Here is a 16,325-nt window from a genome sequence, read left to right as displayed (position 1 = left end):
CTTGCATCAGTGCGGCGGTGCGCAACCTTCGCTGAAGCCCGGGCCCTCTCACCGACAGTTCCGACAGCTATCCGACACCGGCAACCCGACCATGCCCCCACTTTCCCGCCGTCCCTGGCCGCTTTCGTCGACCATGATCAGTACGCCCCTGCGATTGTCCGCTGCGGCGGCGCCCTACCTCGGCGCACGCCGGCATTTCTATTTGTTCCACCTGTGGGTGCCGCTGGCGCTGGCGCTGCTGGCCAGTGGCGTGCTGATGGGCCTGGGCGGGGATTTCTGGATCGCCGACCTGCTGTATCGCTGGGAAGGCGGACAGTGGGCGCTGAAGGATGCGGCGCTGACCCGTAGCCTGATCCACCACGACGGCAAGATGCTGAGCGCGGCGGCATGGGCGGTGACCGCCGCGCTGGCGGTGTGGGCATGGCGCCGTCCGGATACCCGCCGCTACCGGCTGCCGCTGCTGTACCTGCTGCTGACGGTGGCGCTGAGCACCGGCGTGGTGTCGCTGCTGAAGTCGGTGACCCACATGGACTGCCCCTGGGACCTGGTCCGCTATGGCGGCGAGCGGATCTTCGTAGGCCTGTTCGAGACCCGCCCGGCGGGCATGCCGCGCGGGGTATGCTTCCCCGCCGGTCATTCCAGTGCCGGCTATGCCTGGGTGGGGCTGTACTTCGTCGCGCTGGCGCTCAAGCCGGCCTGGCGTTGGCCGGCGCTGGCGATCGGCCTCGGGGGAGGCCTGCTGTTCGGTCTCGGCCAACAGCTGCGCGGCGCGCATTTCATGTCGCACGACCTGTGGACGCTGGCCCTGTGCTGGGGCGTGGCACTGGGCCTGTACCGGGCGATGCTGTGGCCGCGCGCGACGCTATCGCACGCCGATCAACGCCCTTCCACTACCAACGATTCAGCCGCATGAGCCATTCCGTCGCCCCGCCCTCGCCGTCCACCGCCTCCCGCGCCCGCTGGTGGGCCTGGCGTCCGCAGTTGAGCAACGAGATGCTGGCGCTGGCGGCCAGCGCGTTCTTCGCCCTGGCCTGCAACGGCATGTTCTGGCGCAGCGCGATGAGCGGCCATGGCGGCGACGTGAAGCTGGCGCTGTCGCTGTTCCTGCTGCTGCTGGCGGTGCACGGCCTGCTGCTGGGCCTGCTGCTGTGGCGCGGCATCGCCAAGCCGGTGCTGACGGTGCTGCTGATCACCACCGCGTTCGCCGCGCACTACATGAACAGCTACAGCGTCTACCTGGACGCGGACATGCTGCGCAACGTGCTGGCCACCGACCACAAGGAATCGCGCGAGCTGATGACCCCGGCGCTGATCGCGCCGCTGCTGTTCTACGCGGCGCTGCCGATCCTGGTGCTGTGGCGGGTGCGGCTGATCCGGCGTTCGCCGCTGAAGGCGCTGGCGATCCGCGCCGGCTTCCTGGTGGGCATGCTGGCGCTGGGCGGCGTCGCTGCGATGCTGTCGTTCCAGGACCTGTCGGCGATGATGCGCAACCATCGCGAGATCCGCTACCTGGCCACGCCGATCAATTACCTGGTCGCGCTGCGGCAGAACTTCAAGTCCGACAGCCCCACGCGCAAGGCGCCGAAGCTGCCGCTGGAACACGACGCCAAGGCCACCGCGCGTGCGCCGGGCAGCAAGCCGCGGCTGCTGGTGGTGGTGCTGGGCGAAACCGCCCGCGCGCAGAACTGGGGCCTCAACGGCTATACGCGGCAGACCACGCCGGAGCTGGCCAAGCGCGACGTGATCAATTTCCCCGACATGCACTCCTGCGGCACCAGCACCGAAGTCTCGGTGCCGTGCATGTTCTCGCCGTTCGGCCGCCACGACTACAACGAGAGCAACATCCGCAAGCACCAGTCGCTGCTGCACGTGCTCGAGCACGCCGGCATCAGCACGCTGTGGCGCGACAACCAGTCCGGCTGCAAAGGCGTGTGCGACGGCCTGCAGATCCAGCACCTGGACGACGCCAAGGATCCGCAGCTGTGCAAGGACGGACGCTGCATGGACGAGATCCTGCTGCAGGACCTGGCCGCGCAGGTGCGCGCCAAGCCCGGCGACCGCGTGGTGGTGCTGCACCAGCTCGGCAGCCACGGCCCCAGCTACTTCGAGCGCTACCCGGCCGCGTTCCGCCGCTTCACCCCGACCTGCGACACCGCCGACCTGGGCAACTGCAGCCGCGAACTGATCACCAACGCCTACGACAATTCGCTGCTGTACACCGACCACCTGCTGGCGCGCACCATCGACGCGCTGCAGGCGATGCCCGACTACGACACGGCGATGATCTACCTCTCCGACCACGGCGAGTCGCTGGGCGAGAAGGGCCTGTACCTGCATGGCGTGCCCTACGCGATCGCGCCGCAGGAGCAGACCCACGTGCCAATGGTGATGTGGTTCTCGCCCGGCTTCGCCAGCGCGCGCGGCCTGGACCTGGCCTGCCTGCAGGCGCGGTCGCGCCGCTACGCCGACCAGGACAACCTGTTCCCGTCGGTGCTGGGCCTGATGCAGGTCAGGACCGGCGTCTACGACCACGCGCGCGACCTGTTCGCGCAGTGCGCCAAGCCGCAATGACCGCCGGCCCACGCGCGGTCGTGGCGTAAGCGGACGCGGTGGCGCGACCCAGAGCGCGCCGCCGAACTTGCGGCGGTGCGGGCGGGCCACTAGCCTTCCGGGCAATCGCCCTGCAAGGATTCGCCGTGACCCATCGCTCTCCGCTGCTCGCGCTGTGCCTCGGCGCGAGCCTGCTGACGCTGTCCGCCTGCCGCAAGGAACCCGCGGCCGAGACCGCCGCCCCCGCCGCGGCCCAGCCCCAGGGCGAGAGCGCCGACCAGTTCGTCGCCCGCATCAACGAGGAGTACCGCGCGCTGCTGCCGGAACTGACTGCGGCGCAGTGGCTGTCGGCGACCTACATCAACGGCGACAGCGAGCGACTGGCGGCCAGGGCCAACGCGCGCTGGCTGACCACGCTCAACGGCTGGATCGCGCAGGCCCGGCGCTACGACGGCAAGCCGATGTCGGCCGACAGCGCCCGCGCACTGCGCCTGCTGCAGCAGATGACCGCGATGCCGGCGCCACGCGATCCGGCGCGGCTGGGCGAACTGGCCGGGCTGGCGACGAAGATGGAAGGCGCCTACGGTGCCGCGTCCTACTGCACCGGCGAGGGCGACGCGCGCCGTTGCCGGCAGTTGGGCGAACTGGAGGACGTGCTGCGCCGCAGTCGCGACTACGACCAGCAACTGGATGCCTGGCAGGGCTGGCACGCCGCCGTGCAACCGATGCGCAAGGATTACCAGCGCTTCGTCGAACTGGTCAACGAAGGCGCGCGCGACATGGGCTACGCCGACACCGGCGCACTGTGGCGCAGCGGCTACGACATGCCGCCGGCACAGCTCGCCGCCGAGACCGACCGGCTGTGGGCCCAGGTCAAGCCGCTATACGAACAACTGCACTGCTACGCGCGCGGCAAGCTCGACGCCGAATACGGCAAGGACAAGGGCGAACTGGCCGGCGGCCTGCTGCCGGCGCATCTGCTCGGCAACATGTGGCAGCAGGACTGGAGCAACCTGTGGGACCTGCTGCAGCCCTACCCGGGCGCCGGCAGCCTGGACATCACCGACGCGCTGGAGCGGCAGTACCAGGGCAACCTGAGCGCGGCACTGGCACGGCGCAACGGCGACACCTCGGTGGACGCGCGGTTCATGGCCCAGCGCGAGGCGCAGTTGCTCAGCGCGCGGCAGATGACCGAGCGCGCGCAGGACTTCTATACCTCGCTGGCCATGCCCAAGCTGCCGGACACGTACTGGACGCGCAGCCAGTTCATCAAGCCGCTGGACCGCGACGTGGTCTGCCACGCCAGCGCCTGGGACATGGACATGGCCGGCGACGTGCGCACCAAGATGTGCGTCAAGCCGAACGAAGAAGACTTCACCACCATCTACCACGAACTCGGCCACGTCTATTACGACCTGGCCTACAACCCGTTGCCGCCGCTGTTCCAGGGCGGCGCCAACGACGGCTTCCACGAAGCCATCGGCGACACCGTGGTGCTGGCGATGACCCCGCAGTACCTGCATTCGATCGGCCTGGTCGACGCGCCGCAGGTCGGCCGCGAAGCGCTGATCAACGCGCAGATGCGCATGGCCCTGAGCAAGGTCGCGTTCCTGCCGTTCGGGCTGATGATCGACCGCTGGCGCTGGGGCGTGTTCGACGGCTCGATCGCCCCGGACCGCTACAACCAGGCCTGGTGGGAGCTGAAGGCCAGGTACCAGGGCGTGGCGCCGGCGACGCCGCGCGGCGAGGACTTCTTCGACCCCGGCGCCAAGTACCACGTGCCGGCCAACACCCCCTACACCCGCTACTTCCTCTCGCACATCCTGCAGTTCCAGTTCTACAAGAGCCTGTGCGACGCCGCCGGCTACAAGGGCCCGCTGTACGAGTGCACCTTCTACGGCAACAAGGAAGCCGGGCAGAAGTTCTGGTCGATGCTGCAGCGCGGCGCCAGCCAGCCATGGCAAGCCACGCTCAAGGAACTGACCGGCAGCGAGCGCATCGACGCCGGCCCGCTGCTGGAATACTTCGCGCCGATGCAGGAATGGCTCAAGCAACAGAACCAGGGGCGGATGTGCGGGTGGGAGGCGGCATCTGCCGCAGCGCAACCCACTGCAGTCCCGGCGCAGAAGCAAGGTTGACGCGGCGCGGCGGCCGCAACGCCGAAGCGCAGTCGTCAGGACAGACCGTGCAGGTCAGCGCGCAGAGGAGATACGCGGCGTGCGGATCAGTCAGGCTAGAAAAGAAACCGCGACATGCCTGAAGTGCTCATCGCGTCCGTGCAGACACGTGCTGCGCCTCGCTGTCGGCCTGCGGCAAAGCGAGCGCCACCCCGTCCTTGGCGGGTGATGCGATCGCCTCTTCGGGTCGCGATGGCACCGCAGAGAGATCGACCTTCACCCGGAACCCCGGCGTATACCCTTCGATCCAGGCGTTGCCGCCATCGACCATGACGTGTTTGATCTGCTCGGGCCGCGTCATGCCGTCGCGCTGTGCCTGTGCCGCGGCATGCCTCAGCGTCGCATCCGGCGTGGCGGCCGGGAATCGCTCCTTGATGGCACGAAACAGCGGGTCTCCGTCCCGCACTGCCACCCCCTGCTCCGGCACCTTCAGCGGCACGTGCCAACCCTGCGGCGCGTGGGCGTCCTGCTTCGGCAGATGCAGCCGCCGCATGTGCTCCGACCATTCCGGCGCACCGATACCCTGCCGGCCCTCTCCCGCCGGCAACGGCCCGCGCAGTTCGTCGACGGCGTCACCGGCCAGCCCGCGCACGCCGCGTGCCAGAAGCGTGGTGCCGATGCGCATGGATTCGACATCCTCCCGATACCTACCGATCATCGGCGCGTACTGCGCGGCGCGCTGGTGCGCCGCCGGGTCTTCCAACACGGAGCGGTCTGGCCGCCCGTTGCCGTCCACCGGCAGGAAGTTGTGCATGCGGTGCGACTCGACGATCAACCCGCCGACCGCGCTGAACGGATTGCGCGCATCCCAGCCGCCCCTGCTGTTGTCGTAGCCGGCGCGCTGCAGCGTGGCGACTTCCTCGGGCGTGGCGTAGATGCGGACCTGGCCGTAGTGCCGGCTAGCAGCGCTGACCGGGTCGCCGGCCATGACGTGGTTGACGACGTCGGTGCCGCCTTCGGGGATCCGGCGATCCAGGCTGACCGCGCCGTAGGCGTTGAAGGTCTCGCCCTTCAGGCCGAAGTGGTGGGCCGTGACCTCGGCCAAAGCCCCGCCCAGGGAGTGCCCCGTGACGGTGACGACCGGAGCCGCGCCATCCTTGGCGAGCTTGTCCGCATACTCCAATGCGTGCGACGTGAACGCGACCGCGTCGGCCACCTGCGCGTTGTGACGGGTCATCACCATGCCTCCATCCACCGCGAGCCCATCGCGCAGCGGCTGGCGATCGAACTCGGTCCCGCGGTGGGCAACGATCAGTTCGCCACTGTCCATGCGCTGATACAGGATGCCCTGGTAGCCGCTGGGTCGGTCCACATACTCCAGGCGCTTGTAGAAGACACCTCCGATATCCACCGCCTTGCTGTTACGCCCAGTCTCCTGCGGCGCGTCATATACATCACGCGCAAGCTCGGCATATTGCTGACTGCTCAGACTCACGGCACAGCCCTCTGGGTTGTCAGCACAACTTTGAAGGTATCTGCCCGCGCCTGTTCGTTGAATTCATCAAGGCTCGATCGGCCGCTATCGGGGAATCCGGGCATCTCTTCCTTCGGATACCTTCCCTTCCAGAAATATGTGGTCTTCCGCGACGGCTGCTCGATTTCGCTCTTGAGCAATGCGGGCTGGAAGCGCGTGTCCTCGGCACTTCCGGACGCACTCAGCGTGACCCCGACACTACCCAATTCAAATTTGCAGATACCCCTGCCGTAGTAGTCCGCATCCACCATTCCATCTGCATGGATGGTCGCCACATAGGTGCTGTCATCCACCTTCTGGAATTGGATCGGAATACTGTCCTCTTTCCGTTTAGTGGACATGCCCAGCACCGGATCCACCGGCGCGCATGCGTCACGGTTGACCATGTCGTAGAACGTGGCGCCCGAGACGTATCGGAACGGCCCCGGCGCATCCTCAATCGTCATCGTGATCCGATACGCCTGCGTCGGATGCGGATTCTTGCGGTACACCGGGTCGCCATGGGCGTCGGCACGTGGATTGGCGGCGTTCTCCGAGGCGGTGTTCATCTGGTTGCATCCTGTCAACAGCAGCAGTAGGGACAAAACACAGGGGATCTTGGCGTTCACGGAAAGGGCCTCAGGCCACGAGGGTGCGCCGCGCGGCATGCTCGGCGGCGGCAAGGGCGTCGGTGAGCCGGCGGCAGCCATGGCGCACGTGCAGGCGTTGCATGAGCAGCAAGGCGATCAAGATCGGCAGCGACAGGCCCAGTTCCGGCACCTGGATGAAGAGCGGCAGGGAACCGGGGAGCGCGACGGCCGCCAGGGCAGACAACCACATCAGCAAGGTCATCCCGGCTACCTGCAGGATGGCATGGCACAACTGCCTGGACTGCACCGTCCCCTTGCCACCGGAGCGCAGACGCCACCAGGCGCGCGACGCGCGCACGACCAGCAGCGCCAGCATGCCCACCATGCCCAGTTGCAGCAGAGCACCAAATACCGCCAGCGCCTGGGCCATCAGCAGCGCCGTGCCGCCCGCATGACGGTAGGCCAGCGCAGCCATCCCGGCGGTGAGCAGCAGTGCGAGCAGCGCCGTGGTCAGCAGCGCACACGTGCGCCGCACGCATAGCTGCCACTCCTTCGACCACAGCACGTGGGACATGTCACGGCTCCTGCATCGACCAAGTCAGGGAACGGCAGCGCTGTCCCGTACCACGGAAGAGCGCGGTGTCGCCGCCGCTGCCCCCACCTTCCCGCTCGTGAATGCATGGGGACAGACACGCGCATACATCGCGGACGAGTACGCGTTGTAGCAGTACGGATTGGTGACGGTGAACGCGCCCGTGGCCGGATTGATCGGCGCCCAGCAGTCGCTGGGCACGCCGATCGTGCAGAAAAGAAACGGATCGTTGTCGTAGTACGGAATGAACTCGTAGTAGCCGTCGGTCTGCGCCGACGAGGGCAACGCCATCACTGACAGCAACGCCAAGGGAAACAATCCACGCTTCTTCACGACCCTTTCTCCTTGATGGGTTGCCAATCGTCCAGACCCGCTTGAGGCCAGGCATCAATAGCTCTTGAAAACCGCCCTGGAACATGCGGTGTAGATGACCTTGCATTGCATGCCGGTGACCGCGCGATTGTCTTGCTCGCAACGCTGCACAGCGACATCGCCGGCTGCTTCCTCGCTGCCAGCCGCGACGAAGTTAGTCAGGCCGTCGAGATACGACTTCCCGCCAATTTGTGGCTCCGCGACGGCGGCGCATTGGTTCCGGTAAGAAAGGCCAATTCGGCAGTCCTTGACTCCATTGGAAACGCAGCGCTTCAGCGCGTCAGCCTCCGCTTCGGATTTCGATGCCTTGCCTGTCGTCACCCCAAAGCTGTTCCAGCCATCACCAGGCCCCATGGCAATGGCCCCCCAGGTCTTGACCCAATAGCCGGTCGGCCGGGGAGCCTCCTGCGGGGCCGCTTGGCTCTGTGGTATCGGAGCACAACCGGCAGCGCCCTGGCCTCCGATTGGATACTGCCCGGGGGGACATCCGCCTTCCGCATGGGCGCCATGCGCAGCGACCATCAAGACGCAAAGCGCTAGGAATTTGAACTGCATAGGCTTCTCTCTCACATCAGCTGAACCTGTTGCCCTGGTTGGCCACTCCTCTGCCACCACTGCCCTCGGAAGGAACACTGCTGGAGGGCGCGCCGCTCAAGCGGTTGCCGGATGATCCTACAGCCGTGTGCGGTGAGACCTGCGGATCCGTTCGGGTTTGCGGGGGGCTGTAAGACCCCGGCGGCTGCCCCTGTGGCCCCGGCGAAGACGCAGTCGCAGGGCCGAAGGCCGTGTAGGTCATGAACGTGCCCATGTTGCCTTGCCAGACCGCCGCCGCGATCGTGGGCACCGTGACGATCAGCACCGTCATCAGCAACCCGATCCCGCCCTGCTGCAACGCCTGGGACGACAGGCCTTCGGCGTTGGCCAACGGAATGAACTTCATCGCCCAGTACGCCGCCGCCACCTTGGCCGTGAACTTCAAGACCATCGCCGACACCACCGACAGCATGGACATCGAGAACAGGGTGCCGATCACGTAGAACAGCCACTTCCGGAACAGGTCCTTGGTCTGTTCGAACATCAGGAAGAAGATGAAGATCGGGCCGATGCCCACCAGGAATGCCATGGTGAACTTGAACAGCAGCAACATCGCGCCCGCCGCCATGGGCGGGCTGGCCGTGCCGAAACTGGCCAGCAGCATCGAGCGCCCCTTCTTCTCGATCGATTCGGGATCGTTGGCGTCCACACGCACCGCGTCGAGCGCGGACAGTGCCAGCTGGGTGTACTTCAGGTTGTCGTCGATCGAGTCGGCCGCGCTGCTGGTGTCGTCTCCGGTGAACAACCCGTGGATCTCCATGTCCAGGTTGTCGGTCATCGCCTTGTGCAACGCCGCGCCGTTCGCACCCAGGGTCGACGCGATCATCAGGATCACCGCCACCTTGGCCGCCTTGACCATCGTCGCCATCGCCGATTCGCGCGACTGCCCGGTGACGATGCGGTAGCCCTGGATCAGGATCCAGAACGTGGTCGCCGTCAACGCGATCACGCTCACCCAATGCATCGCGCGGCGCATCAGTTCAAGGCCGAACTCGGCGATCTCGTTGGTGAAGTAGTTGTTCACCAACCGGAAGAACAGGAAGTCGCCCAGATTGGCGTCCGCCAACGGCTGCATCCAGTGCGTGGCGGTGTCGAAGAATCCGTTCATGCTGCGTGCCTACCCGATGTCGCGTGCTGTGTTGGAGTTGCCGGTGCCATCATTTGGACAGCGCCCCAGCGAGCACGCCCGCCTGGATCACCTGCCCCAAGATATTGTTCTTGTTGCCATCCAGCGCCCGCCGCGCCAATCGCGACTGGTCGTCCTTGAGCGCCACGATGTAGGTGTCGTAGGCCTTCATCTGCGCCTGCCAGTAATCCAGGTCCATGGCGTTCTGCGCCACGAAGCGCCGCACCTCGTTGTCGTTGGCGGCCAGCGCGCCCTGGCTGGTCCCGATGCCGTCGCGCTGCGACTGCACCTGCTTGAACTGCTCGTTGCGCTGGATCAGGCGCTTGAGCATGCGCACCGTCTCGTTGTACTGGGCGTTCTTGGCCATCACGATGCGCGCGCAGACCTTCATCTGCTCGTCGACCGCGCTGCCGTTCATGTCCGGCGCCAGCGCCTTGAACTGGTTCATCAATCCGGCGATGCCGCTCTGGCTCGCGCCGGGGCAGCTATCCTCCAGCCCGTAGTCCTGGGGGCGCTCGGGAAAGTTGTCGGCCATGGTGGAGTCGCCGAACTGCAGCCGCTGGAGCTTGATGAGCTGCTGCTGGTAGTGCTCCAACTGCATCTGGTACTGCTTGATCGTCTCGCCCCAGCGTTTGGCCTGCTCGGCGTATTCCTGCAACGCCTTGGCCATCGACATCGGGTCGTTGACGATCCAGGTGGCATTGGCGGGTCCTGCAGCCAGGAAGGCTGCGAGCGCGACACCTGCGAACAGGCGCGACAAGCGGGGGCGACGGGTCGAGGAGTGGGTCATGGGCGATCTCGGCAGGTCTCGTGCGATACAGGGCGCAGCGACGGTTTCCAGCTGCTGTGCGCGGGCGGCAGAGGCCGACCGACGGCCGTCGGCGGCAGCAGCGGAGCCACTGAATGGTCGGATTGGGGAACCTGCTGCGGCCATAGTCCTTTATGAACGGATGAGGCAGGGTGCGGCGGACTCTTGCATGATGTGCATTCCATTTCCACCGGTCCATGCGGCCCCGTAGGGAAGCACATTCAGCGAAGCCAGGCACGCCAATGGTTTCGCCGATCGGGGTAGGAAAACTCCGACATTGCGTCGCGGCATGTCCCGAGCCAGCCAGCGGCGCCGTCACCGCCGGTTTTGCGCAGCCAGGTCCGCGCCAGCCCGCCTCAGCCGACCGCGATGCGACCGCTCAGTCGTCGGCGAGCCGCGCCCAGCGCTCGTGGTCGCGCCACACCCCGCCGATGCGCAGGTAGCGTGGCGAATAGCCTTCGCGGCGGAAGCCGGCGCGCTGCGCCAGCGCCAGCGAGCGGGTGTTGTCCGGCTGGATGTTGGCTTCCACCCGGTGCAGGCCCAGTTCGGCGAAGGCGTAGGCCACGCATAGGCGCAGCGCATGCGTCATCAGTCCGCGGCCTTCGCAGCCGGCCATGGCGTGGTAGCCGAGGTAGGCGCTCTGGAAGCAGCCGCCGACCACCTGGCTGAAGGTGAACAGGCCGGCGAGCGCGCCGCTGCTGCGTTCGCGCGCCAGCAGGGCGATGTTGCTGCCGTCCAGAGTCTGCGCGTACCAGGCCTCGAAGCCAGGCACATCGGTGAACGGGTAGGTCCACGGGTGATGCAGGGCGACGCTGGCGCGGTGCGCCTGGATCAGCGCGATGCCGTCGCGGCGCCGCACCCGCGCCAGCGACACGGCCTCCTGCGCAGCCTGGCCCGCGCTCTGGCCCATGCCTCAGGCCGGAGCCGCCGCGCCGTCGTCGCGACGCATGACCTGGGCGTGGCGCGTCTTGAACTCCTCGAAGCTCAGGCCCTGCGCCTGCGCATCGGCCTGCGCCGCGTCCTTCAGCGCGTCCGAGTACATCAACCGCACCGGCGTGCCGGCGCGCTCGTGCAGCTCCGCCGCCTGCATGATCAGCGAGAGCACCTGCGCGGCGCTCTCGCTCTGCCCGGCGATGCGCCCGTCCATGCCCAGCACCCACTCGCCGTCGCGGCGCACGATGCCGGCCAGCAAGGTGCGCTGCTGGTCGCGCAGTTCCGCATGCGGTTCGATGGGCGCGGCCGGCGCGGCGCCCTCGGCGCGGTGGCGCAGGCGCTCGGCCAGCTTCTTGCGCAGGTCGCGGCGCTGCTTGGACTGGATGGACATGCGGTTTCCTCAACGATGACCCGACGACGATAGCCCAACCGCGGCGATGCTCACAGCGGGTCGGCCGGTTCCAGCCGCGGCACCTGCGCATCCGGCCGCGGCAGGCGCTTGCCGCTGCGCCGCTCCCAACGCCACAAGCCCCAGCCGAGCAGGAAGAACGCGCCCGAACCCAGCGCCAGGTGCAGGGCATGGCCGCTGAGCAGCGGCGACAGCACCCCGGCCACCAGCACGGTCACCATCAACTGGGTGAAGGCCTGCAGCGAGGAGGCCAGCCCGCGCTGGCGCGGGTACATGTCCAGCACCGCCAGCGCCAGGATCGGGAAGATCAGCGCGGTGCCCAGGCCGGCGAAGAAGATCGGCAGCACCGCCCACGGCAGCGCGATGGCAGGCGCCAGCGCGGTGTAGGCGATGTTGCCGGCCATCGACAGGCCGCAGCAGACGAAGCCGAAGCGCACCTGGCGCATCGGCCCCAGCCGCCCGGCCATGCGCCCGGACAGGAACGCGCCCAGGGTCATGCCGCCGATGGTGGGCAGGAACAGCCAGGCGAAGTCGCGCTCGGTCTTGCCCAGCAGGTCGATCATGAACACCGGCGCCGAGGCGATGTACAGGAACACCCCGCCGAAATTGAACGCGCCGGCCGCGGCCAGCCGCTGGAACCGCGGATTCAGCGCGATGCCGATGTAGTCGCGCAGCAGCGTGCGCGGCGCCAGCGGCGTGCGCGCCTGCGGCGGATGCGTCTCCGGCATCCAGCGCAGGGTCGCGACCAGCAACAGCGAGGAGAAGCCGACCAGGAACCAGAAGATCGTCGGCCAGCCGCGGCCGCTGCCCAGGATCCAGCCGCCGATGACCGGCGCGATCGCCGGGGCGATGCCGAAGATCATCGACACCTGGCTCATCAGCCGCTGCGCATCGTCGCCGTGGAACAGATCGCGGATCACCGCGCGACCGACGATCATGCCGACGCCGGCCGAGACGCCCTGCAGCGCGCGGAACACCAGCAGGGTCGGCAGGTCGCGCGACAGCGCACAGCCGGCCGAGGCCAGGATGAACACGACCAGCCCGGCCACGATCACCCGGCGCCGTCCCAACGCGTCGGACAGCGGCCCGTGGGCCAGGCCCATCAGCGCGTAGGCCAGCAGGTACACGCTCACCGTCTGCTGGATCGCCACCGGATCGGCATGCAGGCGCTGCGCCAGCTGCGGGAACGCCGGGAAGATCGTGTCGATGGAGAACGGACCGAACATCGCCAGCCCGGCCAGCAACAGGGCCATGCGGCGTGTGGACACGGACGGGAGCGTCATGGGGACATCATCCTGAAAGCCGGCCGCGGCGGCCGCAGGACGGGCGCACGCGCGGCGACGCCGTCCGGCATGGACGGGCGCGAGAAAAGGGAGTGCGGCCATGATACGCGCTGCGGCCGCAGGCGCGCATCCGCCGCGGCTTGCCCATTCAGGCTGGCGTGGGTGCGTGCGGCCCGCCGTGGGCGCCGCCGGCCACGTTATAATCGCGGCGCAGCAAGGTGGGAGAAGCGGGGCGACCCGCTGCCGAAGGCGCAAACGCCCGTAATCGCTCAGGCCCGATACCACCCGCACCAAGACTCTGGAGAGACCGGTCAAACCCGGCGCCGAAGGGGCACGAAGCGCAGCGCCAGCCGCCGCTTCCAAACTCTCAGGCAAAAGGACAGAGGGGCATTGGGAAGACGCGTGCTTCCCGTCGATCGTGCCCGCCGCTGCGGCCCGACGACGGCCTTGCGCGCGTCCCCGCCTCCTCGTGCCTTCCTCAGCCGGACGACTGCCATGTCTCACACCTCTTCGCTGCGCGACCTCGAACACCACTGCGCCTTCATCGAGCGCCACATCGGCCCGAACGACGCCGAGATCGCGCACATGCTGCGCACCGTCGGCCACGACTCGCTGGAGGCGATGACCGACGCCATCGTGCCCGGCCTGATCAAAATAGGCACGGACAAGTCGCCCGCCGCGCTGGCGTTGCCCGACGCCATCACCGAGGAGGAGGCGCTGGCCAAGATCCGCGCCATCGCCGACAAGAACACCGTGTTCCGCAGCTTCATCGGCCAGGGCTACTACGGCACCCACACGCCGAAGGTGATCCTGCGCAACATCCTCGAGAACCCGGCCTGGTACACCGCCTACACGCCGTACCAGGCGGAGATCTCGCAGGGCCGCATGGAAGCGCTGATCAACTTCCAGACCATGTGCGCCGACCTCACCGGCATGGAGATCGCCAACGCCTCGCTGCTGGACGAAGCCACCGCCGCGGCCGAGGCGATGACCCTGGCCAAGCGCTCGGCCAAGTCCAGGTCCGACACCTTCTTCGTGCACGACGCGGTGCACCCGCAGACCCTGGAACTGCTGCGCACCCGCGCCGAGCCGCTGGGCATCGTGCTGCGCGTGGGCACGCCGGAGGAAGCGCTGCAGGCCGAGTGCTTCGGCGTGCTGCTGCAGTATCCGGACAGCTTCGGCCACATCGGTGACCACCAGGCGCTGGCGGACGCGGTGCATGCGCAAGGCGGCCTGGTCGCCGTCGCCACCGACCTGCTCGCGCTGACCCTGATCGCCGCGCCCGGCGAATGGGGCGCGGACATCGTCGTCGGCAATTCGCAGCGCTTCGGCGTGCCGTTCGGCTTCGGCGGCCCGCATGCCGCGTTCATGGCCTGCCGCGACGCCTACAAGCGTTCGATGCCGGGCCGCCTGATCGGCGTGTCGATCGACGCCGCCGGCAACCCCGCCTACCGCCTCACCCTGCAGACCCGCGAGCAGCACATCCGCCGCGAGAAGGCCACCTCCAACATCTGCACCGCGCAGGTGCTGCTGGCGGTGATGGCCTCGATGTACGCGGTGTACCACGGCCCCGAGGGCCTGGTGCGCATCGCCCGCCGCACCCACCGCCTGGCCGCGATCCTCGCCGCAGCGCTGCGCGGCGCCGGCGTCGCCGTCGGCGAGCGCTTCTTCGACACCCTGCACGTCACCGGCGTCGATGCCGAGGCCATCCACGCCAAGGCGCGTGCGGCCGGCATCAACCTGCGCGCGATCGACAGCGCGTCGCTGGGCATCAGCCTGGACGAGACCGCCACCCGCGCCGACGTGGTCGCGCTGGCGCAGCTGTTCGGCGCGCAGGCCGACGTGGACGCGCTCGACGCCGCCACCGCCGATGCGCTGCCGCCGCAGTTGCTGCGGCACAGCGCGTTCCTGCAGCACCCGGTGTTCAACACCCACCACAGCGAGCACGAACTGTTGCGCTACATGCGCGCGCTGGCCGACAAGGACCTGGCGATGGATCGCACCATGATCCCGCTGGGCAGCTGCACCATGAAGCTCAACGCCACCGCCGAGATGATCCCGGTGACCTGGCCGCAGTTCGGCGCGATCCATCCGCTGGCCCCGGCCGAGCAGAGCGTCGGCTACAAGCAGCTGATCGACGAACTGGAAGCGATGCTGGTCGAGTGCACCGGCTACGACGCGGTCAGCCTGCAGCCCAACTCCGGCGCGCAGGGCGAGTACGCCGGCCTGCTGGCGATCCGCGCCTATCACCGCGCGCGCGGCGAAGGCCATCGCGACATCTGCCTGATCCCCGAATCGGCGCACGGCACCAACCCGGCCTCGGCGCAGATGTGCGGCATGACCGTGGTGGTGACCAAGTGCGACGGCAACGGCAACGTCGACGTCGCCGACATCCGCGCCAAGGCCGAGAAGTATTCGGACCGCCTGGCCGCGTTGATGATCACCTACCCGTCCACCCACGGCGTGTTCGAGGAAGACGTGGTGGCGATCTGCGAAGCGGTGCACGCGCACGGCGGCCAGGTCTACACCGACGGCGCCAACATGAATGCGCTGGTCGGCCTGGCCAAGCCCGGCAAGTGGGGCTCGGACGTGTCGCACCTGAACCTGCACAAGACCTTCTGCATCCCGCACGGCGGCGGCGGCCCCGGCGTCGGCCCTTGCGCGGTGAAGGCGCATCTGGCGCCGTACCTGCCCAAGACCCTGGGCGGCGACGGCGAGGTCGGCATGGTCAGCGCCGCCAGCTTCGGCAGCGCCTCGATCCTGCCGATCAGCTGGATGTACATCACCATGATGGGCAACAGCGGGCTGCGCAAGGCCACCCAGGTCGCGCTGCTCAACGCCAACTACATCGCCAAGCGCCTGGCGCCGTACTACAAGACGCTGTACACCGGCCGCAATGGCCTGGTCGCGCACGAGTGCATCCTCGACGTGCGCCCGCTGGAGAAGACCAGCGGCATCGGCGCCGAGGACATCGCCAAGCGCCTGATCGACTTCGGCTTCCACGCGCCGACGCTGAGCTTCCCGGTCGCCGGCACGCTGATGGTGGAGCCGACCGAGAGCGAATCGCAGCACGAGCTGGACCGTTTCATCGACGCGATGATCCAGATCCGCGAGGAGATCGCCGCGATCGAGGACGGCCGCCTGGACCGCGAGGACAACCCGCTCAAGCACGCCCCGCACACCGCCGCGCAGGTCACCGCCAGCGAGTGGACCCACGCCTACCCGCGCGAGCTGGCCGCGTTCCCGCTGCCGACGCTGAAGCAGCAGAAGTACTGGCCGCCGGTGGCGCGCGTGGACAACGTGTACGGCGACAAGAACGTGATGTGCGCGTGCATCCCGGTGGATGCGTACAAGGAAGACGCGGTGGTCTGAGCCGCGTTCTCGTTCGACGCTGCACCCGAGACCCAGCCTCGTGCGCGAGGCTGGGTTTTTTTATGC

At 67.9% G+C, this 16,325-nt stretch carries 14 protein-coding genes and 1 riboswitch; of the genes, 4 read left to right on the top strand and 10 right to left on the bottom strand.

The window, feature by feature from the left end; all coding sequences use genetic code 11:
* Positions 1-133: 133 nt before the first annotated feature.
* From SLW52_RS03355 to SLW52_RS03345, 3 genes are all read left to right on the top strand, one after another.
* Positions 134-913 carry a phosphatase PAP2 family protein gene (locus SLW52_RS03355; RefSeq protein ID WP_320739420.1) on the top strand — a complete coding sequence of 260 codons (780 nt, stop codon included), beginning with the start codon at positions 134-136 and terminating at the stop codon, positions 911-913.
* A complete protein-coding gene (locus SLW52_RS03350; RefSeq protein ID WP_267123583.1) occupies positions 910-2,571 on the top strand; it encodes a phosphoethanolamine transferase in 1,662 nt (553 codons plus the stop codon). The genes SLW52_RS03355 and SLW52_RS03350 overlap by 4 nt, the downstream gene beginning before the upstream one ends.
* A 125-nt stretch (positions 2,572-2,696) precedes the next feature.
* The gene (locus SLW52_RS03345; RefSeq protein ID WP_320739421.1) at positions 2,697-4,688 is read left to right on the top strand and encodes a M2 family metallopeptidase; all 1,992 of its coding nucleotides are present in this window, start codon (positions 2,697-2,699) and stop codon (positions 4,686-4,688) included.
* A gap of 127 nt (positions 4,689-4,815) precedes the next feature.
* Here the strand turns inward: SLW52_RS03345 and SLW52_RS03340 are convergent, their stop codons facing one another.
* The 10 genes from SLW52_RS03340 to SLW52_RS03295 form a co-directional block, all read right to left on the bottom strand.
* Entirely contained in the window at positions 4,816-6,162 is a 1,347-nt protein-coding gene (locus SLW52_RS03340; RefSeq protein WP_320739422.1) for a hypothetical protein, read from the bottom strand.
* A complete protein-coding gene (locus tag SLW52_RS03335; protein ID WP_267122569.1) occupies positions 6,159-6,749 on the bottom strand; it encodes a hypothetical protein in 591 nt (196 codons plus the stop codon). The genes SLW52_RS03340 and SLW52_RS03335 overlap by 4 nt, the downstream gene beginning before the upstream one ends.
* A 70-nt stretch (positions 6,750-6,819) precedes the next feature.
* The gene (locus SLW52_RS03330) at positions 6,820-7,344 is read right to left on the bottom strand and encodes a hypothetical protein (protein WP_320739423.1); all 525 of its coding nucleotides are present in this window, start codon (positions 7,342-7,344) and stop codon (positions 6,820-6,822) included.
* A gap of 24 nt (positions 7,345-7,368) precedes the next feature.
* Positions 7,369-7,695: a hypothetical protein gene (locus tag SLW52_RS03325; RefSeq protein WP_320739424.1), complete on the bottom strand. Its 327-nt coding sequence runs from the start codon at positions 7,693-7,695 to the stop codon at positions 7,369-7,371.
* A 54-nt stretch (positions 7,696-7,749) separates the two neighbouring features.
* Entirely contained in the window at positions 7,750-8,289 is a 540-nt protein-coding gene (locus SLW52_RS03320) for a DUF4189 domain-containing protein (RefSeq protein ID WP_320739425.1), read from the bottom strand.
* Positions 8,290-8,305: 16 nt separating this feature from the next.
* The gene (locus SLW52_RS03315) at positions 8,306-9,436 is read right to left on the bottom strand and encodes a type IV secretion system protein (protein ID WP_320739426.1); all 1,131 of its coding nucleotides are present in this window, start codon (positions 9,434-9,436) and stop codon (positions 8,306-8,308) included.
* A 49-nt stretch (positions 9,437-9,485) separates the two neighbouring features.
* Positions 9,486-10,124 (bottom strand): hypothetical protein, encoded by a 639-nt coding sequence (locus SLW52_RS03310; protein ID WP_150411133.1) that lies wholly within the window; start codon positions 10,122-10,124, stop codon positions 9,486-9,488.
* A 517-nt stretch (positions 10,125-10,641) separates the two neighbouring features.
* Positions 10,642-11,172: a GNAT family N-acetyltransferase gene (locus tag SLW52_RS03305; RefSeq protein ID WP_017911298.1), complete on the bottom strand. Its 531-nt coding sequence runs from the start codon at positions 11,170-11,172 to the stop codon at positions 10,642-10,644.
* Positions 11,173-11,175: 3 nt separating this feature from the next.
* Positions 11,176-11,586, bottom strand: coding sequence for a hypothetical protein (locus SLW52_RS03300; protein WP_017910138.1), 411 nt, complete (start codon positions 11,584-11,586; stop codon positions 11,176-11,178).
* A gap of 50 nt (positions 11,587-11,636) precedes the next feature.
* On the bottom strand, positions 11,637-12,887 hold the full coding sequence (locus SLW52_RS03295) for a multidrug effflux MFS transporter (RefSeq protein WP_320739427.1): 1,251 nt from the start codon (positions 12,885-12,887) through the stop codon (positions 11,637-11,639).
* A gap of 288 nt (positions 12,888-13,175) precedes the next feature.
* A riboswitch (glycine riboswitch) is annotated at positions 13,176-13,280 on the top strand.
* 102 nt (positions 13,281-13,382) lie between these two features.
* Here SLW52_RS03295 and gcvP point away from each other — a divergent pair.
* Positions 13,383-16,259 (top strand): aminomethyl-transferring glycine dehydrogenase, encoded by a 2,877-nt coding sequence (gene gcvP / locus SLW52_RS03290; RefSeq protein WP_320739428.1) that lies wholly within the window; start codon positions 13,383-13,385, stop codon positions 16,257-16,259.
* Positions 16,260-16,325: the final 66 nt, after the last annotated feature.

This window comes from Xanthomonas sp. LF02-5, from assembly GCF_034105325.1.
Lineage (GTDB): Bacteria > Pseudomonadota > Gammaproteobacteria > Xanthomonadales > Xanthomonadaceae > Xanthomonas_A > Xanthomonas_A sontii.
This window is presented reverse-complemented; position numbering and strand designations above follow the sequence as displayed.

What these genes read in the sequence shown, in the direction of transcription:
- SLW52_RS03355 (WP_320739420.1), top strand. Translation starts at nt 134, where the DNA reads ATGATCAGTACGCCCCTGCGATTGTCCGCTGCGGCGGCGCCCTACCTC.
- SLW52_RS03350 (WP_267123583.1), top strand. Translation starts at nt 910, where the DNA reads ATGAGCCATTCCGTCGCCCCGCCCTCGCCGTCCACCGCCTCCCGCGCC.
- SLW52_RS03335 (WP_267122569.1), bottom strand. Translation starts at nt 6,749, where the DNA reads ATGAACACCGCCTCGGAGAACGCCGCCAATCCACGTGCCGACGCCCAT.
- SLW52_RS03330 (WP_320739423.1), bottom strand. Translation starts at nt 7,344, where the DNA reads ATGTCCCACGTGCTGTGGTCGAAGGAGTGGCAGCTATGCGTGCGGCGC.
- SLW52_RS03320 (WP_320739425.1), bottom strand. Translation starts at nt 8,289, where the DNA reads ATGCAGTTCAAATTCCTAGCGCTTTGCGTCTTGATGGTCGCTGCGCAT.
- SLW52_RS03315 (WP_320739426.1), bottom strand. Translation starts at nt 9,436, where the DNA reads ATGAACGGATTCTTCGACACCGCCACGCACTGGATGCAGCCGTTGGCG.
- SLW52_RS03310 (WP_150411133.1), bottom strand. Translation starts at nt 10,124, where the DNA reads ATGGCCAAGGCGTTGCAGGAATACGCCGAGCAGGCCAAACGCTGGGGC.
- SLW52_RS03305 (WP_017911298.1), bottom strand. Translation starts at nt 11,172, where the DNA reads ATGGGCCAGAGCGCGGGCCAGGCTGCGCAGGAGGCCGTGTCGCTGGCG.
- SLW52_RS03300 (WP_017910138.1), bottom strand. Translation starts at nt 11,586, where the DNA reads ATGTCCATCCAGTCCAAGCAGCGCCGCGACCTGCGCAAGAAGCTGGCC.
- SLW52_RS03295 (WP_320739427.1), bottom strand. Translation starts at nt 12,887, where the DNA reads ATGACGCTCCCGTCCGTGTCCACACGCCGCATGGCCCTGTTGCTGGCC.
- gcvP (WP_320739428.1), top strand. Translation starts at nt 13,383, where the DNA reads ATGTCTCACACCTCTTCGCTGCGCGACCTCGAACACCACTGCGCCTTC.